Annotated in this window: 23 protein-coding genes and 1 pseudogene; 12 read left to right on the top strand and 12 right to left on the bottom strand. The window is 73.4% G+C overall.

Annotation, left to right across the window (positions count from 1 at the left end):
* The 3 genes from ybeY (at position 1) to P696_RS0107925 (ending at position 2,744) form a co-directional block, all read left to right on the top strand.
* Entirely contained in the window at positions 1-480 is a 480-nt protein-coding gene (gene ybeY / locus P696_RS0107935; protein WP_026411916.1) for an rRNA maturation RNase YbeY, read from the top strand.
* Positions 477-1,793, top strand: a complete 1,317-nt coding sequence (locus tag P696_RS0107930; RefSeq protein ID WP_034483426.1) for a hemolysin family protein — start codon at positions 477-479, stop codon at positions 1,791-1,793. Before ybeY ends, P696_RS0107930 begins: the two co-directional genes overlap by 4 nt.
* A 108-nt stretch (positions 1,794-1,901) precedes the next feature.
* Positions 1,902-2,744, top strand: coding sequence for a hypothetical protein (locus P696_RS0107925; protein ID WP_157429556.1), 843 nt, complete (start codon positions 1,902-1,904; stop codon positions 2,742-2,744).
* Positions 2,745-2,789: 45 nt separating this feature from the next.
* Here the strand turns inward: P696_RS0107925 and P696_RS0107920 are convergent, their stop codons facing one another.
* Positions 2,790-3,119, bottom strand: a complete 330-nt coding sequence (locus P696_RS0107920; RefSeq protein WP_026411913.1) for a cytidine/deoxycytidylate deaminase family protein — start codon at positions 3,117-3,119, stop codon at positions 2,790-2,792.
* A gap of 107 nt (positions 3,120-3,226) precedes the next feature.
* On the opposite strand from P696_RS0107920, the gene P696_RS0107915 reads away from it, so the two are divergent.
* From P696_RS0107915 to era, 3 genes are all read left to right on the top strand, one after another.
* The gene (locus P696_RS0107915; RefSeq protein WP_026411912.1) at positions 3,227-5,350 is read left to right on the top strand and encodes an MMPL family transporter; all 2,124 of its coding nucleotides are present in this window, start codon (positions 3,227-3,229) and stop codon (positions 5,348-5,350) included.
* 99 nt (positions 5,351-5,449) lie between these two features.
* Positions 5,450-8,815, top strand: a complete 3,366-nt coding sequence (locus P696_RS0107910) for an ATP-binding protein (protein WP_170026343.1) — start codon at positions 5,450-5,452, stop codon at positions 8,813-8,815.
* Between the two features lie 58 nt (positions 8,816-8,873).
* Positions 8,874-9,809 (top strand): GTPase Era, encoded by a 936-nt coding sequence (gene era / locus P696_RS0107905; protein ID WP_026411910.1) that lies wholly within the window; start codon positions 8,874-8,876, stop codon positions 9,807-9,809.
* Here era and P696_RS0107900 read toward each other — a convergent pair.
* Entirely contained in the window at positions 9,800-10,441 is a 642-nt protein-coding gene (locus P696_RS0107900) for a hypothetical protein (protein ID WP_026411909.1), read from the bottom strand. The two genes, era and P696_RS0107900, sit on opposite strands and share 10 nt — an antisense overlap.
* A gap of 99 nt (positions 10,442-10,540) precedes the next feature.
* Between P696_RS0107900 and P696_RS52145 the strand changes: the two genes are divergently transcribed.
* The 3 genes from P696_RS52145 (at position 10,541) to leuA (ending at position 13,980) form a co-directional block, all read left to right on the top strand.
* Positions 10,541-11,152 (top strand): zinc ribbon domain-containing protein, encoded by a 612-nt coding sequence (locus P696_RS52145; RefSeq protein ID WP_157429555.1) that lies wholly within the window; start codon positions 10,541-10,543, stop codon positions 11,150-11,152.
* Positions 11,153-11,285: 133 nt separating this feature from the next.
* Positions 11,286-12,056, top strand: coding sequence for a dimethylargininase (ddaH, locus tag P696_RS0107890; protein ID WP_026411907.1), 771 nt, complete (start codon positions 11,286-11,288; stop codon positions 12,054-12,056).
* 217 nt (positions 12,057-12,273) lie between these two features.
* Positions 12,274-13,980: a 2-isopropylmalate synthase gene (gene leuA / locus P696_RS0107885; protein ID WP_026411906.1), complete on the top strand. Its 1,707-nt coding sequence runs from the start codon at positions 12,274-12,276 to the stop codon at positions 13,978-13,980.
* Between the two features lie 208 nt (positions 13,981-14,188).
* Here the strand turns inward: leuA and P696_RS0107880 are convergent, their stop codons facing one another.
* Both P696_RS0107880 and P696_RS0107875 read right to left on the bottom strand, forming a co-directional pair.
* Positions 14,189-14,443 carry a protealysin inhibitor emfourin gene (locus tag P696_RS0107880; RefSeq protein WP_026411905.1) on the bottom strand — a complete coding sequence of 85 codons (255 nt, stop codon included), beginning with the start codon at positions 14,441-14,443 and terminating at the stop codon, positions 14,189-14,191.
* A gap of 35 nt (positions 14,444-14,478) precedes the next feature.
* Complete coding sequence (locus tag P696_RS0107875; RefSeq protein ID WP_026411904.1) at positions 14,479-15,507, bottom strand: M4 family metallopeptidase; 1,029 nt, start codon at positions 15,505-15,507, stop codon at positions 14,479-14,481.
* Between the two features lie 186 nt (positions 15,508-15,693).
* Here P696_RS0107875 and recO point away from each other — a divergent pair.
* The 3 genes and pseudogenes from recO to P696_RS44005 all read left to right on the top strand — a co-directional run.
* A pseudogene (recO, locus tag P696_RS44010) lies at positions 15,694-16,419 on the top strand (DNA repair protein RecO); the annotation flags it as partial.
* Between the two features lie 179 nt (positions 16,420-16,598).
* Positions 16,599-17,399, top strand: coding sequence for an isoprenyl transferase (locus P696_RS0107865; protein WP_026411903.1), 801 nt, complete (start codon positions 16,599-16,601; stop codon positions 17,397-17,399).
* Between the two features lie 118 nt (positions 17,400-17,517).
* Positions 17,518-18,366, top strand: a complete 849-nt coding sequence (locus P696_RS44005) for a TauD/TfdA dioxygenase family protein (RefSeq protein WP_064743926.1) — start codon at positions 17,518-17,520, stop codon at positions 18,364-18,366.
* Here P696_RS44005 and P696_RS0107855 read toward each other — a convergent pair.
* The 8 genes from P696_RS0107855 to P696_RS0107820 form a co-directional block, all read right to left on the bottom strand.
* A complete protein-coding gene (locus P696_RS0107855; RefSeq protein ID WP_026411902.1) occupies positions 18,363-18,788 on the bottom strand; it encodes an OsmC family protein in 426 nt (141 codons plus the stop codon). The two genes, P696_RS44005 and P696_RS0107855, sit on opposite strands and share 4 nt — an antisense overlap.
* A gap of 59 nt (positions 18,789-18,847) precedes the next feature.
* Positions 18,848-19,453, bottom strand: a complete 606-nt coding sequence (locus tag P696_RS52140) for a hypothetical protein (protein WP_064743923.1) — start codon at positions 19,451-19,453, stop codon at positions 18,848-18,850.
* Positions 19,454-19,652: 199 nt separating this feature from the next.
* Positions 19,653-21,257, bottom strand: a complete 1,605-nt coding sequence (locus P696_RS0107845; RefSeq protein ID WP_026411901.1) for a M4 family metallopeptidase — start codon at positions 21,255-21,257, stop codon at positions 19,653-19,655.
* Between the two features lie 210 nt (positions 21,258-21,467).
* A complete protein-coding gene (locus P696_RS0107840; protein WP_026411900.1) occupies positions 21,468-21,860 on the bottom strand; it encodes a Fur family transcriptional regulator in 393 nt (130 codons plus the stop codon).
* On the bottom strand, positions 21,857-22,819 hold the full coding sequence (locus P696_RS43995) for a metal ABC transporter permease (protein WP_084336952.1): 963 nt from the start codon (positions 22,817-22,819) through the stop codon (positions 21,857-21,859). Before P696_RS43995 ends, P696_RS0107840 begins: the two co-directional genes overlap by 4 nt.
* On the bottom strand, positions 22,816-23,541 hold the full coding sequence (locus tag P696_RS43990) for a metal ABC transporter ATP-binding protein (RefSeq protein WP_084337092.1): 726 nt from the start codon (positions 23,539-23,541) through the stop codon (positions 22,816-22,818). Before P696_RS43990 ends, P696_RS43995 begins: the two co-directional genes overlap by 4 nt.
* A 17-nt stretch (positions 23,542-23,558) precedes the next feature.
* Complete coding sequence (locus P696_RS0107825) at positions 23,559-24,500, bottom strand: metal ABC transporter substrate-binding protein (protein ID WP_034483423.1); 942 nt, start codon at positions 24,498-24,500, stop codon at positions 23,559-23,561.
* 120 nt (positions 24,501-24,620) lie between these two features.
* Positions 24,621-24,899, bottom strand: coding sequence for an antibiotic biosynthesis monooxygenase family protein (locus P696_RS0107820; RefSeq protein ID WP_026411898.1), 279 nt, complete (start codon positions 24,897-24,899; stop codon positions 24,621-24,623).
* Positions 24,900-25,139 lie beyond the last annotated feature (240 nt).

Here is a 25,139-nt window from a genome sequence, read left to right as displayed (position 1 = left end):
GTGAGCATCGAGGTACTGAACGAGTCCGGCGTGCCCGTGGACGAGCGCGCCATCGCCGACCTGGCCAGGCACGTGCTGGACGGGATGCGGGTGCATCCGCTGGCGGAGCTGTCGGTCCTCCTCGTCGACGAGGAGGCGATGACCGAGCTGCACGTCAAGTGGATGGACGAGCCGGGCCCGACGGACGTGCTGTCCTTCCCGATGGACGAGCTGCGGCCCGGCTCGCTGGACGGCGGGGCGGGCGACGACGGCGAGCTCGACCCGGGCCTGCTCGGTGACGTGGTGCTCTGCCCGACGGTGGCCGAGCGCCAGGCGAAGCAGGCGGGGCACTCGACGGAGGCCGAGCTGGAGCTGCTGACCACGCACGGCATCCTGCACCTGCTCGGGTACGACCACGCCGAGCCCGAGGAGCACAAGGAGATGTTCGGGCTCCAGGACGAGCTGCTCGGGTCCTGGCGGGAGAAGAACTCCTCGCGATGACGGCAGGGCAGGGGTGGCTGCTGGGGCTGGCGGCCGCCCTGGTGATCGTGGCGGGGCTGCTGGCGGGCGCCGAGGCGGCGCTCGCCCGGATCTCCCGGCACCGGGTCGGCGAGCTGGCCGCGGCGGGCCGCCGGGGCGCGGCGAAGCTGGCCGAGATCGTGGCCGATCCGGCGCCGTACGTGAACATGGTGCTGCTGCTGCGGATCGGCTGCGAGCTGGTCGCGACCGTGATCGTGGCGGACCTGTGCGTCTCCTGGATGGGCGAGACCTGGCAGGCCTACGTCACCGCCGCCGTCGCGATGATCCTCGTGAGCTTCGTGGTGGTCGGCGTCGGCCCGCGCACCCTCGGCCTCCAGCACGCGGAACGGTTCGCGCTGGCGGGCGCGACGGTGATCCCGCCGGTGGCGCGCGTGTTCGGGCCGCTGCCGCGGCTGCTGATCCTGCTGGGCAACGCGCTGACGCCCGGCAAGGGGTTCCGCGAGGGTCCGTTCGCGACCGAGGCGGAGCTGCGCGACCTGGTCGACCTCGCCGAGCAGCGCAGCCTGATCGAGCCGGACGAGCGGCAGATGATCCACTCGGTGTTCGAGCTGGGCGACACGCTCGTCCGCGAGGTCATGGTGCCGCGCACCGACATGGTGTTCATCGAGAGCGACAAGTCGTTGCGGCAGGCGATGTCGCTGGCCCTGCGGTCGGGGTTCTCGCGGATCCCGGTGGTGGGGGAGAACGAGGACGACGTCGTCGGGATCGCCTACCTGAAGGACATCGTCCGGGCCACGCACGAGAACCCGGCGCGCGGCGGCATGTCGGTGGAGTCGGTCATGCGGACCGCGACGTACGTGCCGGACTCCAAGCCGGTGGACGAGCTGCTGCGTGAGATGCAGGCCCGGCGGATCCACGTCGCGATCGTGATCGACGAGTACGGCGGGACCGCCGGGCTGGTCACCATCGAGGACATCCTCGAGGAGATCGTCGGGGAGATCACCGACGAGTACGACGTGGAGATCCCGCCGGTGGACCGGCTGGACGACGACACCGCGCGGGTCACGGCGCGCCTGCCCGTGGAGGACCTGGCCGAGCTGTTCGACGTCGAGATCGACGTGGACGACGTGGACACGGTCGGCGGGCTGCTGGCGTTCGCGCTCGGGCGCGTCCCGATCGAGGGCGCGACGGCGACGGTGGCGGGGCTGCGGCTGAAGGCCGAGTCGCGGGCGGGGCGCCGGAACCGCATCGGGACCGTCCTGGTCCACCGCGAGAAGGCCGGATCGAACGGCGCGAGCGGGGCGAGCGGTTCGAAGGGTGCGAACGGCGCCTGAGCGGCCCTGACCGCCCTGGGTTAAACCTCCAGGGCGCGGGGGCATGATCTCCGCGCGTGACGTCGTCCCGGGCGGTCGGCGGCGCGGGGCGGGGTTCGGGGGGATTCCATGACGTGCTCGGTGGCGTGTTCGCTGTGCCGTCGCGTCGTGGTCGCCGCGGCCGTCTCGGCGGTGTCGGCGGCGGCCGTGTCGGTGTCCGGGTGCGGCCTGGAGCGGCAGGCGGTCATCCCCGACGTGGCGGCCCTGAGGGCCCCGGCGGCGCTGACGACGGCGGCTGCGCTGCGCCAGGAGGACGTCCCGAAGGGCTTTCTGCCCGCCGACGACCAGGAGGTCTTTCGGGGGATGCGGCCGTCCGACCCCGCGTGCGCGCGGCTGCTGCGGACGGTGGACGACGCGAGCGGCAGGTCGTCCGCTCTGGACCGGGACGTCCCGCAGGCGCATGTGGCGTTCTACCGGGTGGATCCGGCGGCGAGCCTCGTGGAGCACGTGCTGCGGCTGCCGCCGGGGAAGGCCGCGAAGCGCGTGGACGCGGCGCGGGAGGCGATCGCGGCCTGCCCGGCGATCGACTTCGGCGCGTCCGGGAACACCGGCTGGGACGGGCGCGGGTTCGACCGGGCGGGCCTCGAGCGCAGGCGCCTGGGGCATCCGGACGGGCCGGACGACGTGCTCGCCGTCCGGTACGGGCATCCGGACGGCGAGCGGTGGTACGGGCTGGACCTGGTCATCGCGCGGGAGGGCGACGACCTGCTGGTGCTCGCCGCGCCGGGGGAGTTCACGGGCGGCGGCGAGCGCCAGCTGCGGATCATGGAGGCACGGGTGCTGCACCGGCTGGTGAAGGCGCACCACGACGAGAAGGCCGCGAAGGACGAGAAGGCCGCGAAGGACCAGAGGGTCGTCCTGACGCCGACTCCGGTCGCGACGCCCCGGCAGACGCCGACGCCCCGCCCCTGACGGACGGTCCCGCTCGGAGGGCCGCGCCGGTCAGCGGGATGCCGGTCAGAGGGTCGTGGTGAGGGTGCCGTCGGGGGCGGCGACGAGGACGGGGGCCTTCGCGCCAAGTTCCCGGACGGCGGCGACGTCCGCGTCCGACGCGGTGCCGGTGGTGACGAGCGCGGCGGCCTCGAGGTCCTCCGCGCCGCTGGACACGGCCATGGCGACGGCCACCTGGAGCGCGGACAGTTTCAGCGACGGCAGGTCGACGCTGGTCGCGGCGTAGGTGCGGCCGGTCTCGTCGCGCACCGCGGCGCCCTCGGCGGCGCCGGTGCGGGCCCGGGAGGAACGGGCCAGCGTGATGATCTTGGAGTCCTCGGCGTTCAGCTCGGTCACGTCCGCAAGCCTACCGACGGGCCGTTCGCAAGCGTCCGCCAAGTCGGTGGCAAGAGGGGCGGGCGAGCCTTGGGGCGTTCCGTTGCGACGTCTCTGGGAGCCCGAGCATGTCCCGTCTGCTGTACCGCCTGGGAAGGGCCGCCGCGCTGCGCCCCTGGCGGATGATCATCATCTGGCTGGTCGCGGTCGGCGCGTTCGCCGGACTGGCGGGCGCGTTCGGCGGCGCGACCCACGACAACTACCGGCTCTCGGGGAGCGGCGCGCAGAAGGCGTCCGACCTGCTGTCCGAGCGCTTCCCGGCGCTGTCCGGGGCGGACGCGCGGGTCGTCGTGCGCAACCCGCGCGGCGGGCAGGTGGATCAGGCCAGGCTCGTGGTCGCGTGGACGAAACTGCAGGCACTGCCGCACGTGGCGGGGGTGGATCAGGCGCCGCCGGGGAAGGGCGGCGCGACCGCGCTGCTGACCGTCCGGTACGACGTGAAGGTCACCGACCTCAAGCCCAAGCCGTCGCTCGACCTGCTGAAGGGCGCGACCGCGGACCTGAAGGCGGCCGGGTACAAGGTCGAGTTCGGCGGGCAGCTGCCGGAGAACGTGACCGCGCCGGGCGGTGTCGGTGAGGGCGTCGGCATCATCGCGGCCCTGGTCATCCTGTTCCTGGCGTTCGGGTCGGTCGTCGCGGCAGGGCTGCCCCTCGCGATCGCGCTCGCCGGGCTCGGCGTCGGGGTCTCGGGGATCACCCTGCTCGCCGCCGCGACCGACATCGCGACGACCGCGCCGACCCTCGCGGTGATGGTCGGGCTCGGCGTCGGCATCGACTACGCGCTGTTCATCCTCACCCGGCACCGCGAGGGCCTCGCCCAAGGGCTGCCGGTGCCGGAGGCCGCCGGACGGGCGACCGCGACGGCGGGCATGTCGGTGCTGTTCGCCGGGTTCACCGTGCTGCTCGCGCTGTCCGGACTGGTGCTGTCGGGCACCCCGGTGTTCATGACCATGGGCTTCGCGACCGGCCTGGTGGTCGCAGCGACCGTGGTGAGCGCGCTGACGCTGCTGCCCGCCGTCCTCGGCCTGTCCGGCCGCCGCGTGCTGCGCCGCCGGGACCGCGCGGCGGGCGCGGTCGTGCACACCGACGCGCCGCTGGTCCGCCGCTGGGCCGGGCACGTCGGACGGCACCCGTGGGCGTGGCTGCTGGCGAGCCTGGTGATCCTGCTCGCCCTCGCCGCGCCCGCCCTCGGCATGCGGACGTGGCCGAGCGACTCCAGCAGCGAGCCGACGTCCAACACCGTCCGGCGCGCGTACGACCTGCTCGCGGACGGCTACGGGCCCGGCGCGAACGGTCCGCTGCTCGTCGCCGTCGACCTGCGGAAGGTGAACCGCGCGGAGCTGCCCGCGATCCAGGAGCGCATCGCGCGCACCGAGGGCGTCGTGAACGTCGCGCCGCCGCAGATGTCCCCGGACGGCAGCGCCGCCGTGCTCGTCGCGACGCCCGCGTACGGCCCGCAGGACAAGCGCGGCCCAGGCGTCGTGGACCGGCTGCGCGCGCACGCCCTCCCGGACGGCGCGGAGATCACCGGCCTCACCGCGATCTACGTGGACCTGAACCGGCGCCTGGACGAGCGGCTCTGGCCCGTGATCGGCGTGGTGGTCGCGACCTCGTTCATCATGCTGATGCTGGTGTTCCGGTCGCTGGTCGCGCCGCTGAAGGCCGCCGCGATGAACATGCTGTCGATCGGCGCCGCGTACGGCGTGCTCGTCGCGGTCTTCCAGTGGGGGTGGGGCGCGACGCTGCTCGGGCTGCCGCACAGCGTGCCGGTGTCGAGCTTCATCACGCTGCTGATGTTCGTGGTGCTGTTCGGCGTCTCGATGGACTACGAGGTGTTCCTGCTCTCCCGGGTCAGGGAGGACTGGCTGCGCACCGGGGACGCGCGCGGCTCGGTCGGGTCCGGTCTCGCCGCGACCGGCCGGGTGATCTCCAGCGCCGCGCTGATCATGGTGGCGGTGTTCGCCGGGTTCGCCTCCGACCCGAGCCTGGTGATCAAGCAGATGGGCGTCGGGCTGGCCGTCGCGGTGGCGCTGGACGCGACGCTCGTCCGGCTCGTCCTGGTTCCGGCCACGATGGCGCTGCTCGGCCGGGCGAACTGGTGGCTGCCGAAGCCGCTGGACCGCGTCCTGCCGAAGTTCGACCCGCACGGCTCGGTCGCCGAGGACGAGGAGCGGACACCCGTGCCCGCCTGACCCGTGCCTGCCCGACCCGTGCCTGCCTGACCCGGCCGGGAGGCCCGGCGCACGGGGCGAGATCATCGTCCTGTGTGCCGGGCTATTAGGCTTTTGTCCGTGGCAGTGGCGGTGCGAGTCCTGGGGGCCTTCGAGGCCGTGGTGCGCGGGGAGCCGGCCGAGCTCGGCGGACCCCGCCAGCGGTCGGTGCTGGCCCGGCTCGTCGCCGCCCACGGACGGCTCGTCCCGGCCGACCGGCTCGTCGACGACCTGTGGCCGGACGGCGCGCCGCCCCGGGCCGCCGCCGGTCTCCAGTCGTTCGTGTCGCACCTGCGGCGCGCGCTCGAACCGGACCGTCCGCCTCGTACGCCCGCGCGGGTGCTGGTGACGGCTCCGCCCGGATACGTGCTGCGGCTCCAGCCGTCCGATGTGGACGCGTGGCGGTTCGACGAGCTTGTCGAGCGCTCCGGTGAGGCGGGCGGGCCGGTCGAGGTGCGCGAACTCGCCGAGCAGGCGCTCGACCTGTGGCGCGGCCCCGCGTACGCGGAGTTCGCCGACCTGCCCTGGGCCGCCGCCGAGGCCGCCCGGCTGGACGAGCTGCACCGGCTCGCCGCCGAACGCCGTGCCGAGGCGATGCTCGAACTGGGCGCGGAGGCCGAGGCCGTCCCGGACCTGGAGGCGCACGTCGCCGCCAACCCGCTGCGCGAGGACGCCTGGCGGTTGCTGGCCCTCGCGCTCTACCGCACCGGACGCCAAGGGGACGCGCTCGGCGCGCTGCGGCGGGCCCGCGACGTCCTGACCGAGCAGCTCGGCGTGGATCCCGGGCCGGGCCTGCGTGCGCTGGAATCCGACGTCCTCGCGCAGGCCGCGCACCTGGACGCGCCCCCACGCGCGCAGGAGCCCCTCCCGCCGACTCCCCGCCCAGCCGCCTTAGCCCCTATCCCGGCGCGTCCGAGGCTGCGGCTCGTCCGGCCGGACGGCGAGACCTTCGTCGGACGGGACGCCGAGACCGAGCGCCTCGCGGACGCCGCCGGACGCGCCGAGGACGGCCGTTTCCAGGTCGTCCTGGTCGGAGGCGAGGCGGGGATCGGCAAGACGGCGCTGGTCGAGCGGTTCGCGCGGCGGCTGGCGGCGGACGGCTGGCGGGTCGCGTGGGGCCGGTCCGAGGAGGCCGACGGAGCACCGGCGGCCTGGTCGTGGGCGGAGATCCTGCGCGTCCTCGCCGACGGGACGCCCCCGGACGCGGCCCTGGTGGGACGGCTCGCCCCGCTGCTCGACGACGCGTCCTCCGCGCGCGCCGACCGGGCCGCCGACGCCACGACCGGGCGGTTCCGCCTGCACCTGGCCGTCGGCGACTACCTGGCGGGCCTCGCGGGCGCCGGGCCGCTGCTCCTGGTCCTGGACGACCTGCACTGGGCCGACGAGGAGACGCTCGTCCTGCTGTCCCGGCTGCCGGAGCGGCTGGCCGAGCTGCCCGTGATGATCGTGGGAACGTTCCGCCCGGCCGAGGCGGACGGCATGACGGGCGCCCTCGCGCGGCTCGCCCGGCACGAGCCGGTCCGGATCGACCTCGCCGGGCTGGCCGACGCCGAGGTCGCCGTGCTGGTCAGGGCGTCCTGCGCGGCCGAGGTCGGCGCGGGCGAGCTGGCCGCGATCGCCGAGCGGACCGGCGGGAACCCCTTCTTCGCCCGCGAGACCGCGCGGCTGCTCGACGCCGAGGGCCCGGACGCGGCGGCGCGCGGCGTGCCCGCCGGGGTCGGGGACGTGCTGCGCCGCCGCTTCGCCGGGCTGCCCGGGGACGCGCTGGCCGTCCTGCGGCACGCGGCCGTGGCCGGGCCGGAGACCGACGTCCGGGTGCTGATCGAGCTGTCCGCGGGGGGCGAGGACGCCGTCCTGGACGCGGTGGAGGCGGGCCTCGCCGCCGGGCTGGTCACCGAGCCCGCGCCGGGCCGGATGCGGTTCGCGCACGCGCTCGTCCGGGACACGCTGTCCGCCGAGCTGTCGGCGGCCCGCCGGACCCGCCTGCACGGCCGGATCGCCGCCGCGATGGAACGGCACGCGCCCGGCGAGGTCGGCGCGATCGCGCACCACTTCCTCGAAGCGGGCACCGACCCGGAACGGGCCGTCCGGTACGCGACGCTCGCCGCGTCCGCCGCCGAGGCCCGGTTCGCCCACGCCTCGGCCGCCGAGCTCTGGGCCCGCGCGGCCTCCGTCCTGGACCCGGGACGGGTGCGCGACCGGCTGGAGCTGGAGATCCGGGCGATCCGCGCGTTCGCGCTGGCCGGGGCGGTCGTGCCGTCCCGGGAGCGCCGCGCCCGCTGCGTCGCCGAGGCGCGGGCGCTGGGCGACACCGAGCTGCTGACGCGCGCGATCATCGCGTTCGACGTCCCGACGCTGTGGACGGCCCGCGAGTACGGCGTCCTCGACACCGAGCTGCTGGACGCGGCGCACGAGGCCCTCGCGGGCCTGCCGGACGACGCCGACGAGCTGCGCGCCCGGCTGCTCACCACCATCGCGATCGAGCAGGAGGGCGAGCCCGGCGACGAGGGACGGCGGGCCGCCGACGAGGCGCTGGCCCTGGCCCGCCGCCTGGACCGTCCGGAGACCCTCGCCGCCGCGCTGAACGGCCGCTACATCAACAGCTACCGAAGTGCCGCCGACCGCCAGGCGCGGTACGAGCTCGCGAGCGAGCTGATGGAGCTGGCGACACGGCACGAGCTGGGGTCCTACCAGGTCCTCGCCCATCTGCAGCTCCAGCAGGTCCAGATGGCGTTCCTCCGGGTGGACGAGGCGGCCCGCCACCGCGCCGAGGGGCAGCGGCTGGCCGAGCAGTACGGCCTGCCCCTGCTGCGGCAGATCAGCGAGTGGCACCGGGCCCTCGGCCACGCCTTCTCCGCCGAGTACGACGACGCCGAACGCGCCTACCGGGAGGTCGGCGACGCCATCTCCCGGACGGGGATCTGGTCCAGCGAGCAGGGTGTGACGTTCTTCGGGATCTTCTGCCTCCGGCTCGTGCGCGGGCGCGTCGCCGAGATGGTCGAACCGGCGACGTGGATGGCCGAGCAGTGGCCACACATCAGCGCCACCGCCGACCTGCTCGCGCTGGCCCTCGCCGCCGCCGGACGCCTGGACGAGGCGCGCCGGGCGGTCGAGGGCGCGGGCCCGGTCCGCCCGGACTACTTCTACGAGCTGGCCCTGGCCGTCCGCTCCCGCCGCGCGATCGCCCTCGGGGACCGTGACCTGGCCGAACGCTGCCTGGACGACCTGCTCCCGTTCGCCGACCACATCGCCGGCGGGGCGAGCGCGGTCGCCACGCTGGGGCCGATCGCGCACACCCTCGGAGACCTGGCCGCGTTCCTGGGCCGTCCGGACGAGGCCGCCGCGCACTACCGGTTCGCGATCGAGATCGGCGGGCGGATCGGCGTCGAGCACTGGTCCCACGCCGCCGCCGACGCCCTCCGCGCCCTCGGATCCCCGGCCGCCTGAGGCCCCCCGGGCACGCCGGTGGACGAGGCGCTGCGTCGCGTCGGCGACAATTGGTGACGTGACATCGCCAGGATCGCCAGCAGAGACCCCGCAGCCCGAGCCGTTCAGGTCCGGGTTCGCCTGCTTCGTCGGACGGCCCAACGTCGGCAAGTCCACGCTGATGAACGCGCTGGTCGGGACCAAGGTGGCGATCACCAGCAGCCGCCCGCAGACCACCCGGCGGGCGATCCGGGGCATCGTGCACCGCCCGGACGCCCAGCTCGTCGTGGTCGACACGCCCGGCCTCCACAAGCCCCGCACGCTGCTCGGGGAGCGGCTGGACAGCCTCGTCCGGTCCACCCTCACCGAGGTGGACGTGATCGGCTTCTGCGTCCCGGCCGACCAGCCCGTCGGGCCCGGCGACAAGTACATCGCGCGCGAGCTCGCCAACGTGAAGCGGACGCCGGTCGTGGCGATCGTCACCAAGACCGACCGCGCCACGCCCGAACAGGTCGCCCGGCAGCTCCTCGCCGTCGGGGAACTGGGCGAGTTCGCCGACATCGTGCCCTGCTCGTCGGTGGACGGCTTCCAGCTGGACGTGGTCGGCGACCTGCTGATCAAGCACCTGCCGGAGGGCTTCGCGCTCTACCCCGAGGGCGACCTGACCGACGAGCCCGAGCAGGTCCTGGTCGCCGAGCTGATCCGCGAGGCGGCGCTGGAGGGCGTCCGGGACGAGCTTCCCCACTCGATCGCCGTCGCCGTGGACGAGATGGCCCCCCGCGCGGGCCGCGAGGACCTCACCGACATCTACGCCCACCTGTACGTGGAGCGGGACAGCCAGAAGGGCATCATCATCGGGCACAAGGGCGCCCGGCTGAAGGAGGTCGGGCGGCAGGCCCGACGGCAGATCGAGGCCCTGCTCGGCACCAAGGTCTACCTCGACCTGCGGATCAAGGTCCTCAAGGACTGGCAGCGCGACCCGAAGCAGCTCCGCCGCCTCGGCTTCTACGACTGATCCGGCCCCACCACCGCCTGATCCGGCCCGCCCGCCGGTCCGTCCGCCGTCCGGGCCCGCGCCCGCCGCGCGAACGGGCGGACCAGGCCGGTCCCGACGACCAGCAGGGCCGCGCCGACGGCCAGATACCAGCCGTAGGCGAGCGAGACGTGCGTGTGCGAGGCGATGAGCGCGCCCTGCTCGCCGTACCGGTCGCCCGTCCGGTGCAGCCGCAGCGCGAACAGGACGCAGGCGACCAGCGCGAGCGAGCCCGGCAGCGCGGCCAGGGCGGCGATCCGGGCGTCCCGTCCGGCCGCGCCCCACAGCGCGACCACGGCGGCCGAGAGGGCCAGCACCGGCACCACCACGACGGTGCCGTCCGCCTCGATGCCCGCGACCGGCCCGAGATCGTCGCGGATCGAGGCGCCGAGCAGCTCGGTGACCATCTCCAGCCGCGCCCACGGCAGGAACGCCGAGATCAGCAGCGCCAGCGAGGACAGGACGGTCAGCGCGCTCCAGACCGCCGCGGCGCGCGACCGGGCGGCCACCGGGGAGGGCTGCTCGGCGGCGGGTTCGGGGCCCGGGTCGGGCACCGGCTCCGGCGGCTGCTCCTCGGGCGGCAGGAACTGGGGCCGTCCCATGTCACCGGTCATGTGCCAAGCGTAAGGGGCCGATGCGACCTCGATCGCGTGGGGCGCGGGAGGCGGCCGGGATCGGTAGTTTGGACGCGTCCGTTTCGGGAGGAGAGACCGGTGTTGCTTGTTTTCGGCTTTTCGGTGTTCTTCCGCACCACGGGTGAGGGGGTCTTCCACTGTCCCCGCTGTGGCGGCGACCGCGCCTACCGCCGCCGGGCCGCCCGCCGGTGGATCACCCTCTTCTTCCTCCCGGCCGTCCCGCTGCGCCGCCTCGGCGAGGTCGTCGAGTGCCGGGTGTGCAGGGCCCGGTTCCCTGTCTCCGCCCTGCGCGCGCCCACCGCGCAGCAGCTCGCCGCCGCGCTGCCGGCGGGGATGCGCGCCGCCGCCGGGCTCGTCCTGCGCTCCGGCGACCCCGAGGACGAGGACGCCCGGGAACGCGCCATCGAGGCCGTCACCGGCTACGGCGAGCTCGGGTACGACGACCTGTGCATCGACACCGACCTCGAGCTCCGTGAGGAGTTCCTCGAGGAGGAGGTCGCCCGCGCCGGATCCGGCCTCGCCGTCGAGGCGAAGGAGTGGTTCCTGGCCCGCTGCGTCCGGATCGGCCTGGCCGACGGCCCCCTGGACGAGGCCGAGCGCCGCACCCTGCACCGCGTCGCCCAGCTCCTCGCCATGAGCCGCGCCCACGCCCTCGGCGTCATCACGATGACCGAGGCCGCCGCGCACTAATCTCTTTCCAGGGCGTGTCTCAAGGTCGGCGCCCGTGGCGAGCGTCGCGTAGTAGGGCAGGTGACCTTGAGACACGCCCCAGAACGCTGTCACAGGCCGCAACGGCTCGGACGGACCCAGGAGGGACGGGAGCATGGCGGACGCAGGACTCGCGTTGGTGCGGCGGCCGGGACCGCGGCTGGCGGAAGGGCTGGTCGCGCACATCGAGCGGCGGCCCGTGGACCTCGGCCTCGCCCGGCGGCAGCACGAGGCGTACGTCGACGCGCTGCGGGCGGCCGGATGGGCGGTCCGGGCCGTCCCGGAGGCGGACGACGCCCCCGACGCGGTGTTCGTCGAGGACACGGTCGTGGTCTGCGGGGAGACGGCGGTGCTGACCCTGCCGGGCGCGCCGGAGCGCCGCGGCGAGGTCGCCGGGACCGAGGGTGTCGTCCGCGACCTCGGGCTGACCGTGGAGCGGATCACCGCCCCCGGCACCCTGGACGGCGGCGACGTGCTCCAGGCGGGCGACACCGTCTACGTCGGACGCGGCGACCGCACCAACGAGGAGGGCATCTGCCAGCTCGCGCGGCTCCTCGGCGGGCGCCGGGTCGTCCCGGTGGACGTGCGGGGCGCGCTGCACCTGAAGTCGGCGATGACGGCCCTCCCGGACGGCTCGCTCATCGGCGTCCCGGACTGGCTGGACACCTCGGCGCTGCCCGCCCTGCGCGTCGCGCCCGAGCCCGCGGGCGCGCACGTGGTCGTCCTCGGGCCGGACCACCTGCTGCTCGCCGCGTCCGCGCCGCGCACCGCCGCCCTGCTCGCCGCCGACGGCTTCCGGGTGACGGTCGTGGACATCGGCGAGTTCGAGGCGCTGGAGGGCTGTGTGACATGCCTCTCCGTGCTCATCCCGACACGCCTTTCCTGAAGGCGCTGGTAGGCGGCTCGCGAGACGCGGTCGTCTCAGATGGCGAGACCGGGTTTCCGACTTCCGGATGGGATCTGTTAGCTTGACGATCGTGTTCGTGGAGCTGCTTCTCCTTAGCGGCCGCAGCGGGGGCCTGTAGACAGGCCGGCTCCCTCGCTGCGGGACTCTGACGTGAGCGTCGGCCGCAAGGACTGAGCAGAGGGAAGCAGGACCCCAGATGTATCCGCAGCAGAACACCTCCGGAATGCCCTTCCAGCGCTACAGGCCGTTCGCTCCCGTGAAGCTGGCCGACCGGACCTGGCCCGACCAGGTGATCACCGAGGCCCCGCGCTGGTGCGCCGTGGACCTGCGGGACGGCAACCAGGCGCTGATCGACCCGATGGACGCCCACCGCAAGCTCAAGATGTTCGAGCTGCTGGTCCGGATGGGCTACAAGGAGATCGAGGTCGGGTTCCCGGCGGCGAGCCAGACCGACTACGACTTCGTCCGGCAGATCATCGACGAGGGCCGGATCCCGGACGACGTCGTGATCCAGGTGCTGACCCAGGCCCGTCCCGAGCTGATCGAGAAGACCTTCGAGGCCGTCCGGGGCGCGAAGCAGGCGATCGTCCACCTGTACAACTCGACGTCCACGCTGCAGCGGCGCGTGGTGTTCGGGCAGGACAGGGACGGCATCACCGCGATCGCGGTCGAGGGCGCCAAGCTGTGTCAGAAGCTCGCCGAGCAGATGGGCGACACCGAGATCCACTTCCAGTACTCGCCGGAGTCGTTCACCGGCACCGAGCTGGAGTACGCGGTCGAGGTCTGCAACGCCGTCAACGAGGTGTGGCGGCCCACCCCGGACCGCAAGGTCATCGTGAACCTGCCCGCCACGGTCGAGATGGCGAGCCCGAACGTCTACGCCGACCAGATCGAGTGGATGAACCGGAACCTGGCGTTCCGCGACTCGGTCATCCTGTCCCTGCACCCGCACAACGACCGGGGCACCGCCGTCGCCGCCGCCGAGCTGGGCTACCTGGCCGGGGCCGACCGCATCGAGGGCTGCCTGTTCGGCAACGGCGAGCGCACCGGCAACGTCTGCCTGGTCACGCTGGGCCTGAACATGTTCACCCAGGGCGTCGACCCGATGATCGACTTCTCCGACATCGACGAGATCCGGCGCACCGTCGAGTACTGCAACCAGCTGCCCGTCCACGAGCGGCACCCGTACGGCGGCGACCTGGTGTACACCGCGTTCTCCGGCTCCCACCAGGACGCGATCAACAAGGGCTTCGACCACCTGCGCCGGGACGCGGCGGCGGCCGGGACCCCGGTGGAGGCGTTCACCTGGGAGGTCCCGTACCTGCCGATCGACCCGCACGACGTGGGCCGGACGTACGAGGCGGTCATCCGGGTCAACAGCCAGTCCGGCAAGGGCGGCGTGGCCTACGTGATGAAGACCGAGCACTCCCTGGAGCTGCCGCGGCGGCTGCAGATCGAGTTCTCCCGGGTCGTCCAGCAGCACACCGACGACCAGGGCGGCGAGGTCACGCCCGAGCGCATGTGGGAGATCTTCGAGGGCGAGTTCCTGGCGAACGGGCCGCGCGTCGGGCTGCTGGCGCACCGCGCCGTCTCCCGCGTGGACGAGAAGGACCGGCTGTCCTGCGACGTCCGGGTGCACGGCGAGATCCGCGAGATCGAGGGCATCGGCAACGGCCCGGTCTCGGCGTTCGAGGACGCCCTGGCGACCGTCGGCGTGAACGTCCGCGTCCTGGACTACGCCGAGCACGCGATGAGCGCGGGCGGCGACGCGCGCGCCGCGGCCTACGTGGAGTGCGACGTGGACGGACAGACCGTGTGGGGTGTCGGGATCGACGGGAACATCGTCACCGCGTCCCTGAAGGCGATGCTGTCGGCCGTCAACCGCGTCGCCCGCGGCGCCTGATCTCCGGGCCCTCGCGGGCCGTGGTCCGCGAGGGGGCCCGTCCGGGCCGGACGAGACTTTCCGGGTGCCTCCCGCGCGGGGGAGGCACCCGGAAACCCTTTCGTGGCCCGGTCACGAGGGTGACCGGGGCCGGGCCGCCACGAGTGGCCCGGCCCCGGTCGTCTGCCACCTCGTCGCTGTGGTCGTCGTTGTCGGGCGCGGCCCGCGGTCAGCCGCCGGAGTCGAGCACGTGGTGGACGAGTTCGCGCAGCGGTCCCGTGAGCTGCGCCTCGCCGACGGACGTGGTCGTCCCGTCGATGTCGATGTCGTAGACGAACTGGTCCGGGATGCGTCCGGGCGGGGGGAGCAGGGACAGGTCGACGCGGCCGACCAGGCCGTCCAGCAGGGGGTCGTCGGCGCTGTCGGCCTGACCGCGCCGCTCGATCCCGGCGAACCCCCCGCTCCGGATCACCGTCACCTTCATCACCGTTCTCCTCCGCTCGTCCCGGGCCGTGCGGATCACACGCGGACGCCCACCCCCGTCCACGCCTGCCGCACCGCGGTCACCTCGGCGGCGGACGCTCCGTACAGCGCCTTCGCCGTGTCCACGGTCGCCGCCGCGAACGTGGCGAAGTCCGCCGTGGACGGCACCTTGCCGCCGGTCAGCGTCCCGTACCAGATCCGCCCGGCCCGCTCCCAGGCGTGGCCGCCGATCGCGTCGGCGGCCAGGTAGAACGCCCGGTTCGGGATTCCCGAGTTGATATGTACCCCTCCGTTGTCACGGTACGTGTTGACATAGTGGGCCATGTCGGCGGGCTGGGGGTCCTTGCCCATCTGGGGGTCGTCGTAGGCGGTGCCCGGGGCCTTCATGGACCGCAGCGCCACGCCGTTGACGCCGGGCGCGAGCAGGCCCTGGCCGATCAGCCAGTCCGCCTGGTCGGCGGTCTGGCCGAGGTGCCACTGCTTGATCAGCGAGCCGAACACGTCCGAGAGCGACTCGTTGAGCGCGCCGGACTGGCCGTAGTACTCCAGCGCGGCGGTGTACTGGGTGATCCCGTGGGTGAGCTCGTGCCCGGTGACGTCGAGCGGGCCGGTGAACTCGGTGAACAGCGTTCCGTCGCCGTCCCCGTAGACCATCTGCTCGCCGTTCCAGAAGGCGTTGTCGTAGCCCTGCCCGTAGTGCACGGTCGAGATCAGGGGCAGGCCCGCGCCGTCGATGGAGTCCCGCTGGTAGGCGGCCTCGAAGAAGTCGAACACGACGCCGAGCCAGTCGTAGGCCTGGTTCTCGACGGCGTCGGAGGTGGGGGGCGCGCCCTCGGCGCGCACGGTCTCGCCGGGCAGCGTCTCGGTGTGCCCGGCGTCCTTGATCGTCCGGTTGGGGGTGAAGTCCTGGGTGGCGGCGGGTGCGGTGACGGGCAGGATCCGGCGCTCGGTGCGCTGGGCGGTGCTGATCACCAGGCTGCGGCGGGCGGACTCGCGCAGCGACGGGTCGTCGGCCTCGCGGGCCATGTGGTCGAGGATGTGCGGCGGCACGATGGTGCATCTCATGGGACAACGCTGCCACCGTGAGGGTGACCTGGGCCACGTCTTCGGCCACAGTCGCGCGGCCGAATGCGGTCGCGGAGCGTGATGATCTCGTCTCGGAGCGCCGGATCGTGCCGGGTTCGTATGGAGTGTGTGCGGATCGGGTGTTCCCGTGCGGGCGCACGCCCGGACGTGGGCGACAATGGGCGGGTGACCCTGTACCGCGACGAGGGCGTCGTCCTGCGCACCCAGAAGCTGGGCGAGGCCGACCGCATCGTGACCGTGCTGACCCGGCGCTCCGGCCGGATCCGCGCGGCGGCCAAGGGGGTCCGCAAGACCAAGTCCCGGTTCGGCGCGCGGCTGGAGCCGTTCACCCACGTGGACCTGCAGCTCTACGAGCGGCGCTCGCTCGACCTGATCACCCAGGCCGAGACGCTGCGCCCGTACGGCGAGCGCCTGGTGGTCGACTACCCGCGCTACACCGCCGGGACGGCCATGCTGGAGACCGCCGAGAAGCTGACCGCCGCCGAGCGCGAGCCCGCGTTGCGGCAGTTCCTGCTGCTGGTCGGCGGGCTGCGCACGCTGGCGGACGGGTCGCACGACCCCCGGCTGGTGCTGGACGCGTTCCTGCTGCGGTCGCTCTCGGTCGCGGGCTGGGCCCCGGCGCTGGACGAGTGCAGCCGCTGCGGCGACCGGGGGCAGCTGCGCGGCTTCTCCATCGCGGGCGGCGGCGCGATGTGCGCCCGCTGCCGCCAGCCGGGCACGGCGACGCCCGCGCCGCCGACGTTCGCGCTGATGCTGGCGTTGCTGCGCGGCGAGTGGGACTATGCCGACGACTCCGAGCAGCGGCACCGGGTGGAGTGCAGCGGCCTGGTGGCCGCCTATCTGCAGTGGCACCTGGAGCACGGCATCCGCTCGCTCCGCCATGTCGAGCGCGACACCGGCACGCGGGAGCACCGCGAGGTCGCGGCGGAGACCGCGAGGGCCCGGCCCGGCGCGCCGGACGCGTCCGGCGGCGGGGCGGGAGGCGGCTACGGGGACGGGGACTTCGACGTCGACGGGTACGGGCCCGACGACCCCGCCGGTCCCGGCGGGACGACCGACAGGGAGACAGTTTGAGCAGGGCCGCCGTTGAGCCGCCGTACCCGCACCCGACCGGGGCGCGCCCGCCCGCGATCCCGAGCGAGCTGGTGCCGCGGCACGTGGCCATCGTGATGGACGGCAACGGGCGCTGGGCCAAGCAGCGCGGGCTGCCCCGCACGGAGGGGCACAAGCGCGGCGAGGACGCGCTGTTCGACGTGATCATGGGCGCGATCGAGCTGGGCGTCCCGTACGTGTCGGCCTACGCGTTCTCCACCGAGAACTGGCGCCGCTCGCCGGACGAGGTCCGCTTCCTGATGGGCTTCAACCGGGACGTGATCCGGCGCCGCCGCGACCAGCTGAACTCGATGGGCGTCCGGGTGCGCTGGGCCGGCCGGAGGCCGAGGCTCTGGCGCAGCGTGATCAAGGAGCTGGAGGACGCCGAGGCCATGACCCGGGACAACGACGTCCTCACCCTGCAGTTCTGCGTGAACTACGGGGGCCGCGCCGAGATCGTGGACGCCGCCGCGCAGCTCGCCCGCGACGTCCGGGACGGCAGGGTCAACCCGGACAAGATCAGTGAGAAGACGTTCGCGAAGTACCTCGACGAGCCCGGCATCCCGGACGTGGACCTGTTCCTGCGCTCGTCCGGCGAGCAGCGCACGTCCAACTTCCTGATCTGGCAGTCGGCGTACGCGGAGATGGTGTTCCTCGACACCCTCTGGCCGGACTTCGACCGCCGCCACTTCTGGCACGCCTGCGAGGTCTACGCCAGCCGCGACCGCCGCTACGGCGGCGCCGAGCCGAACCCGGTGCCGGTCGCGCCGTCCGCCTGACCGCTCGTCCTCGCTCCAGGCCGCGTCACCTCGGTGTCGCGGCTTGGTCGCCTCCTATAGTCGATAATCCCTACCTGATTGATTGACTTTTGCGCGGGGGCCGCCTACCTTCGTCCGCATGGCGTACCTGCTGGACCCGCCGTGCGCGCCCGAGGGGCTCGCGGTCCGCGTGGAGCCCGTCGCGGGACGGATCGGCGCGGCGGTCACGGGCGTCCGGCTGGACGGCGGGCTCGGCGACGGGCTCGACGACGGGACGGCGACCCTGCTGCGCCGGGCGCTGCTGCGGCACAAGGTGCTGTTCGTCCGGGGGCAGCAGGGTTTCGGCGTCGCGGAGCAGACGGCGCTCGCCGCGCTCTTCGGCGAGCCCGCGCCGCCGGTCGAGCGTCCCGGCCGCCTGGAGCGTTCCGGCCACCTCGACGGCGCGGCCTGCGCGACGGCCTGGCACACCGACGGGAGCGACACGATGCGTCCGCCGGGCGTGTCGGTGCTGCACGCGCTGAGCGTCCCGCCGTTCGGCGGCGACACCGTGTGGGCGAACACCGCGACCGCCTATGACAGCTTGCCGGTCGAGTTGCGCGAGGTCGCGGACCGGTTGTGGATCGAGCACGCGGGCCCCGACGGCGTGCGGGAGCACCCGCTGGTGACCGTCCACCCGGAGACGGGGGAGCGGGTGCTGCTGCTCGGCGCGTATGCGCGGCGCGTGGCGGGTCTCAGCGACGAGGCCGACGCGGACGCGCTGATCCGGCTGTTCCAGGGCCATGTGACGGCGCTGGAGAACACCGTCCGCTGGCGGTGGCGGCCGGGCGACGTGGTGGTCTGGGACAACCGCGCGACCCAGCACCGCGACGTCCTCGACGTCGGCGAGCAGGCCGCGGGACGGCGCAGGCTCAGGCTCGTGACCTGCGCCGGAAGCGCCCCGCTCCCGCTCCATCCGCGGAGGGAACGGGAGCGGGCGCGCCCGGTCTAGAGGAGCGCCGCGTCCAGGGTGATCTTCGTGCCGGTGAGCGCCTTGCTCACCGGGCAGTTGGCCTTGGCGTCCTGCGCGGCCTTGTCGAAGTCGGCGGCCGACAGGCCGGGCACGCTCGCCCGGACGGTCAGGTGGATCCCGGTGATGCCCTCACCGGGCTGGAAGGTGACCTCGGCCTTGGTGTCCACCGTCTCCGGCGGGTTCCCGGCGCCGGCGAGGCCGTGCGAGAGCGCCATCGAGTAGCAGGTGGAGTGCGCGGCCGCGATGAGCTCCTCGGGGCTGGTGCGCCCGTTCGGCTCCTCGGCCCGGGACGGCCAGGAGACCTCGTAGGTGCCGATCTTGGACGAGTCCAGCGAGACCGTCCCCTGGCCGCCCATCAGCGGCCCTTCCCAGTGTGCGTTGGCGATGCGAGTGGTAGCCATGGGACCGATTCTGCCAACCGCGCGCGCGGCGCTCATCGGCAGATCGGGTGATCCGCGGGTCAGTGGGCGAGGTTCCCGGCGGTGGTCCAGTCCGTGGCGATCGCCTTCTGCGCGGCGGCGAGGGTGATCTGCCCGGCGCAGAGGGCCTTGTAGAGCTTGAACTCGACCTGGTCCTTGGGGTTGGGGCTGCCGCCCGGCTCCGGCCAGAGGTTGCGCGGGTCGCGAGGGGCGCCGCCGATCGAGAGCGGGATGAAGTGGTCCTCCTCGTAGGAGGACGGGCTGGTGTCCTTGTAGCCGTACTCGATGATCTGCTGCCGCTTGAGCGCGTTGGTGTAGGAGACCGGCGGGCGGATCTTCCTGGTGTAGCCCGCGACGCAGACCGTCTCGTGGATGTTGGCCTGCGTGACGTCCGGGTTGGTCGCGCCCGGCGTGCACTTCGGGTCCGGACGCGTCGTGGCGGGGTCCAGGCTTGTCGCGTGGCACGAGCCGGGCGCGTGCGTGGGAGCGTCTGTGGGGCCGCCGGAGGCGGACTTTCCGGGCTTGTGGGACGAGTCGGAGCCGGTCCTCCCGGCGTCGGAGCCGGTGCCGCCGCAGGCGGTGGCGGCGGCGAGGACGGCCGCGCAGGCCGTCACGAACAGCGGAGTGGCGCGTCGGATCAGGATCATCTGGAGGTCCCCCTTTCGGGAGCGGAGTCTTGATGTTCTGTTTTGACGCAGTTGACCACTATGCCGTTCGGGCGGGTCAGGGTCCCGGGGGATGGAGTTATTTGTCGGGCGAAAGGGTGAGGCCCCGTGTCCCGGTGGGGCGGACACGGGGCCTCGGCGCCTTGGGGCCGCGTGACGGGCTCCGGGGGCGGGGTCGGGATCAGCTGACGTTCACGGCCGTCCAGGTGGCGGCGACCGCGTTGTACTGCGCGCTGCCCGCGCCGAACAGGTCCTTGGCGGCGTTCAGCGTGGCCGTCCGCGCGGCCGCGTAGTCCGTGCTGGACGTCATGTACGTGGTCAGCGCGCGGTACCAGATGCGCGTCGCCGCGTCCCGGCCGATGCCGCTGACCGGCTGGCCGTTGGCGGTCGGGCTGTCGTAGGAGACGCCGTTGATCGTCTTCGGGCCGCTGCCCTCGGACAGCAGGTAGTAGAAGTGGTTGGCGACGCCGGACGAGTAGTGCACGTCCAGGTTCTTCAGGGTGGTCGACCAGTTGTCGGGGGACTTGCCGTCCTTGCTGGGCTTGTCCATGAACCGGAGGGCGGGCTTGCCGAAGCCGGGCAGCACGACCCTCTCGCCGACCAGGTAGTCGGCCTGCTCGGACGGGTTGTTGGCGTAGAACTCGACGGCCGCCGCCATGATGTCGGAGGTCGCCTCGTTCAGCCCGCCGGACTCCCCGCTGTAGGTGAGGTTCGCGGTCGCGCTGGTCACGCCGTGGGTCATCTCGTGCGCCGCGACGTCCAGCGCGGTCAGCGGCGCGAGCTGGACGCCGTCACCGTCGCCGTAGGTCATGCAGAAGCACGAGTCGTCCCAGAACGCGTTGGCGTAGCTGCTGCCGTAGTGGACGCGGTTAGACGAGCCCTTGCCGTCGCCCTTGATGCCGGTGCGGTTGAAGACGTCCTTGTAGAAGTCCCAGGTCTCGTCCGTGCCGTACTGCGCGTCCACGCCCGCCGAGGCTCGGTTGGCGTTCGTCCCGTTGCCGAAGTGCGTCGTGGTCGAGGTGAAGAGGGTCGTGGGCGCGCGGAAGAGGCAGAACGTCAGGATGCAGAAGTCCGTCTTGTTCTCCGCGTCGCCCGTGAGGGTGTTGCCGCGCGTCGGGTCCTTCATCTGGTAGGAGGTCCCGGACTTGGTGAGCTGCAGCGGGACCGTCCCGGAGTACAGGCCCTGGCCGTCGCCCGCGTCGGTCTTGATCGTCTCCTCGCGGAACAGCACCGCGCCGGTCAGCGCGTCCACGGAGGTGAAGACGCGGCTGGGCGTGCCGTCGGCCTTCCTGCCCTCGGTCTTGAAGCGCCAGGCGAGGCGCGGCTGGTGGTCGGCGGTGCGGGCCTCGACGACCAGCGTCCCGTTGTCGCGCAGCGTGTAGTGCTTGGCCGCGGCGGCCTTCTTCGCCTTCGCGGCCGACACCTTCGGCGCGGTCGGGTTCGGCGCGGAGCGCAGGGTCAGGCTCGTCCCCTCGTAGGCGCCGGACGGGCTCTGGTGGACGATCACGTCGCCGCCGAGCACGGGCAGGTTCCGGACCGTGCGGACCATGCGCGTGTGGGACGTGCCGTCCCGGTCCACGCTCACGCCGACGACCTTGAACGTCTGGTCCGCCGACGCCTTGAGGTCGCCCGCGTGGGAGTCCGCCGCGCCGAGCGCGCGGGTCGCGGCGACCGAGGGGGCGGGAGCGGTGGGAGCGGGGGCGGCCGAGGCGGCGGACGGGAGTGCGACGACGACCGGCGCGACGAGCAGCGCGGCCCCGGCCACCAGGCGGGGGGAGGTTCTCATGAACGCCTCTCATGGCAGAGCCCTGGCTCCCCCCGAGGGCCCGACCGTCGGGCCCGCCCTGGCTATGGGGACATTTATGACATGAGAGGTATTCAGTTTCCTTGGTGAAATGTGTCAAAAACTGTCACGAATGTTCTCAACACGTCACCCGTTACCGCGGACGCGCTGTGCGCTACCCGGAGCGTTTCGGTCAGTCGCGACCGTTTCGGACTACTTTGCGGAGCAATCGGCGCAGCGGCCGAAGATCTCGACGGTGTGCGTGATCTCGCTGAAGCCGTGCTCGTCGGCGACGGCGTCGGCCCAGCGCTCGACGGCGGGGCCGGCCACCTCGACCGTCCGGCCGCAGTCGCGGCAGACCAGGTGGTGGTGGTGCTCCTCGGTGCGGCAGGCCCGGTAGACGGCCTCGCCGTCGTCGGTGCGCAGCACGTCCACCTCACCGGCGTCGCACAGCGCCTGCAGCGCCCGGTAGACCGTGGTGAGGCCGATCTTGGAGCCGTCCGCGCGCAGGTCGGCGTAGATGTCCTGCGCGCTGCGGAACCCCTCGCAGCCCGAGAGCGCCTCGCGCACCGCGTTCCGCCGGGAGGTCGTGCCGTTCCTGGTCATCCTCCGAGCACCTCCGCCTCGGGCTCCACGTGGGCGCGGGCAGCCGCGCCCAGCACCGTCTCGTGCGCCGCCGTCTCGTGCGACGCGCTTCCCGCCGCCGTGCCCGGGCCGTTCCCGGCCGTCCCACCGGGGACCGGACGGGTCGCGACCGCCCTGCGGCGGCGCAGCGCCGCTCCGGCGACGACCGCGACCAGGAACACCGCGAGGGCGAACAGAACGATCGACGGGCCCGGCTGAAGATCGTACTGGAACGAGCCCAACAGCCCCGACACCGCCGACAGTACACCGATCACCATGGCGCCCAGCATCGTCGCCCGGAAGCCCCGGGCCAGCTGCTGCGCCGCCGCCACCGGGATGATCATCAGGGCGCCGACGAGCAGCAGCCCGACCGCGCGCATCGCGATCACCACGGTCACCGCGGCGGTCACCGCGATCAGCACCGACAGGAACCGGACCCGCAGCCCGGCCGCGCGCGCGAGCTCCTCGTCCTGGCAGAGCAGGAACAGGTCGCGGCCGAACACGGCCACGATGGCGAGCACCGCGACCGCGAGCCCGGCGACCACGTACAGGTCGTCCGCCGTCACGCTGCTGATCGAGCCGAACAGGTAGGACTGCAGGCTGCTGCCGCCGCTCTGCGCCTGGGTGAGCAGCGCGCCGCCCGCGAGCCCGCCGTAGAACAGCAGCGCGAGCGCGACGTCCCCGCCGCTGCGGCTGCGCGCCCGGAGCAGCTCGATCGCGAGCGCGCCGAGCACGGTCACCACCAGCGCGCCGAGGATCGGGGACGTGCCGGTGAGCAGGCCGAGCCCGATGCCGGTGAGCGCGATGTGCCCGATGCCGTCGCCGAGCAGCGACAGCTTGCGCTGGACGATGAAGGTGCCGATCGCGGGCGCGGTCAGCCCGATCAGGACCGCCATGGCCAGCGCGATCCGCATGAAGTCGTAGGACAGGACGTCGGTCATGCCGCGCTCCCTTCCGCGAGCTGCTCCGACGCCCGCGCGCCGCCCGTGGCGAGGGCGGTCGTCGCGGCGCGGAGGCGGGTCTCGGCGGCGATCCGGCCGTTCTCCAGCCGGACGGTCCGGGTGATCAGCGGCTCGAGCGGGCCGAGCTCGTGCAGGACGAGGACGACCGTGCGGCCCTCGCCGGTCAGCATGCCGAGGGTGCGGGCCAGCGCCTCCTGGTTGTCCGCGTCCACCCCGGCGTTCGGCTCGTCCATGACGATCACGTCCGGTTCGCCCGCCAGCGCGCGGGCGATGAGCACCCGCTGCTGCTGGCCGCCCGACAGCAGGTGCGCGGAGTCGCGGGCGCGGTCGGTCAGGCCCACGGCGGCGAGCGCGCGGTCGACCGCGGCCCGGTCGGCGGACGACGCCGGACGCCAGCGGGACTGCCGGGCGGTGCGTCCGGACGCGACGACCTCCCGGACGGTCGCCGGGACGCCGCCGCCCATCGGGAGCCGCTGTGGGACGTACCCGATCCGGCCCCAGTCACGGAACCGGGACGGGACGCGTCCGTAGATCTCGGTGCGTCCGCCGCTCAGTGGCAGCAGCCCGAGCAGGGCCCTGACCAGCGTGGACTTACCCGAGCCGTTCGGGCCTGTGAGGGCCACGACGTCGCCGGGGGCGACCACGAGGTCGATGCCCGCGAGCACCTCCCGGCCGTCCAGGCGGACGCGTCCGGCGGTCATCGCGAAGGGGGGCGGGGTCACGAGCACTCCAGGGCGGGACGGAGGATGTCGAGGTCGTGGCGCAGGATCGACAGGTAGTCGTCGGACGAGCCCGGCTTCACGCCCTCGACCGGGTCGAGGACGGCCGTCTTCACGCCGCCCGCCTCACGGGCGAGGGCGTCGGCGACCTTCGGGCTGACCAGCGTCTCGGTGAACACCGTGGTAGCCCCGCTGGACCGGACCTGGTCGGTGAGCTGCGCGAGCCGCTTCGGCGACGGCTCGGCGTTCGGGTCGACGCCCGCGATCGGGACCTGCGTGAGGCCGTAGTGGTCGGCCAGGTAGCCGAACGCGGCGTGCGAGGTCACGATCGTCCTGCGCTTGCAGGTCTTCAGGCCGTCCTGGAACGCGGTGTCCAGGGCGCTGATCTGCTTGACCAGCGCGTCCGTGCGGGTCCGGTAGTCGGCCGCGTGGTCGGGGTCGGCGGTGGCCAGGTGGTCGCCGACGCCCTTGGCGATGGCGGCCATGCGTCCGGGGTCGACCCAGACGTGCGGGTCGTAGTCGGCGTGGTCGTGCCCCTCCTCCTCGCCCAGGTCGTGGGCGGGGAGGGTCTTGACCGCGGTCACGGCGTCGAACGACTTGTGCTTGGCGCGCTTGTCGACCGCGTCGTCCACGGCGGGCTGGACGCCCTTGATGTACAGCGTGAGGTCGGCACTCTGCACGTCGGCGATCTGCCGGGGGGTGAGCTCCAGGTCGTGCGGCTCGGCGCCCGGCTTGGTCAGCGTCTCGACCTTGACCGTGTCGCCGCCGATCCGCTCGGCGAGCCACGCCATCGGGTAGAAGCTCGCGACGACCTTCGTCCGGCCGCCGCTCCCGCCGTCTCCGGAACCGCAGGCGGACAGGCCGAGGGCGCCCGCGAGGGCGATGGCGGTCAGGGGGAGCGCGCGCCGCCGGGCACGCCGGGAGGAAGAGAACGTGAGCACGCCACAAGTCTGGACAAAATGAAAACGGTTGTCAAAACCGTCATCGCGGATGTGGCGGACGCAACAGGCGCCCGGGTCGTCCTACGGGCCCGTCGTGCAGGCCCGTCCCGCAGGCCCGTCCTAGAGGACCTCCTCGTAGGCGCCGGGCTCGTCGATCGCCATGGCGGCGAGGGGGATGAGACGCATCCGGATCGTGGGGGCGCCGAGGGCGCGGCGGTAGAAACCCGCGCCGTCCCACTCGGTGATCAGCGCCCACAGCTCCGGGTCGTCCACGGTGCGGGCGAGCCGTCCCGCGCGGTGCCCCGGCCCGGCGGCCAGCTCGGACAGGACGGCCGTCATCTCGGCGGCGAAGCCCTCCGCGCGCTCGGCGGGGACGCGGAACCGGGTGATCGCGATCATCCGGCCATCCTCCCAGCCCGCGGGGACCGGGATCGAAGAACCCCCGGCGTGCCCCGCCGGTAAAGCGGACGTCCACGCGAACCGACATCCGCCCAACTCCTGGTGGCCCGGTTTCGGCCCGGCCAAGGCACGGTGTCCGGTGGCCGGATATCGAGTTCAGCGGCCCTTCCGGGTGCCCTAAGCTGGGGAGGGCTGCCCGGAGCGCCGCTTCGCGAAACATCGCGGCTGCCCGGGCATGAC

Source organism: Actinomadura oligospora ATCC 43269 (genome assembly GCF_000518265.1).
In the GTDB taxonomy this organism is placed as follows: Bacteria; Actinomycetota; Actinomycetes; order Streptosporangiales; family Streptosporangiaceae; genus Spirillospora; species Spirillospora oligospora.
This window is presented reverse-complemented; position numbering and strand designations above follow the sequence as displayed.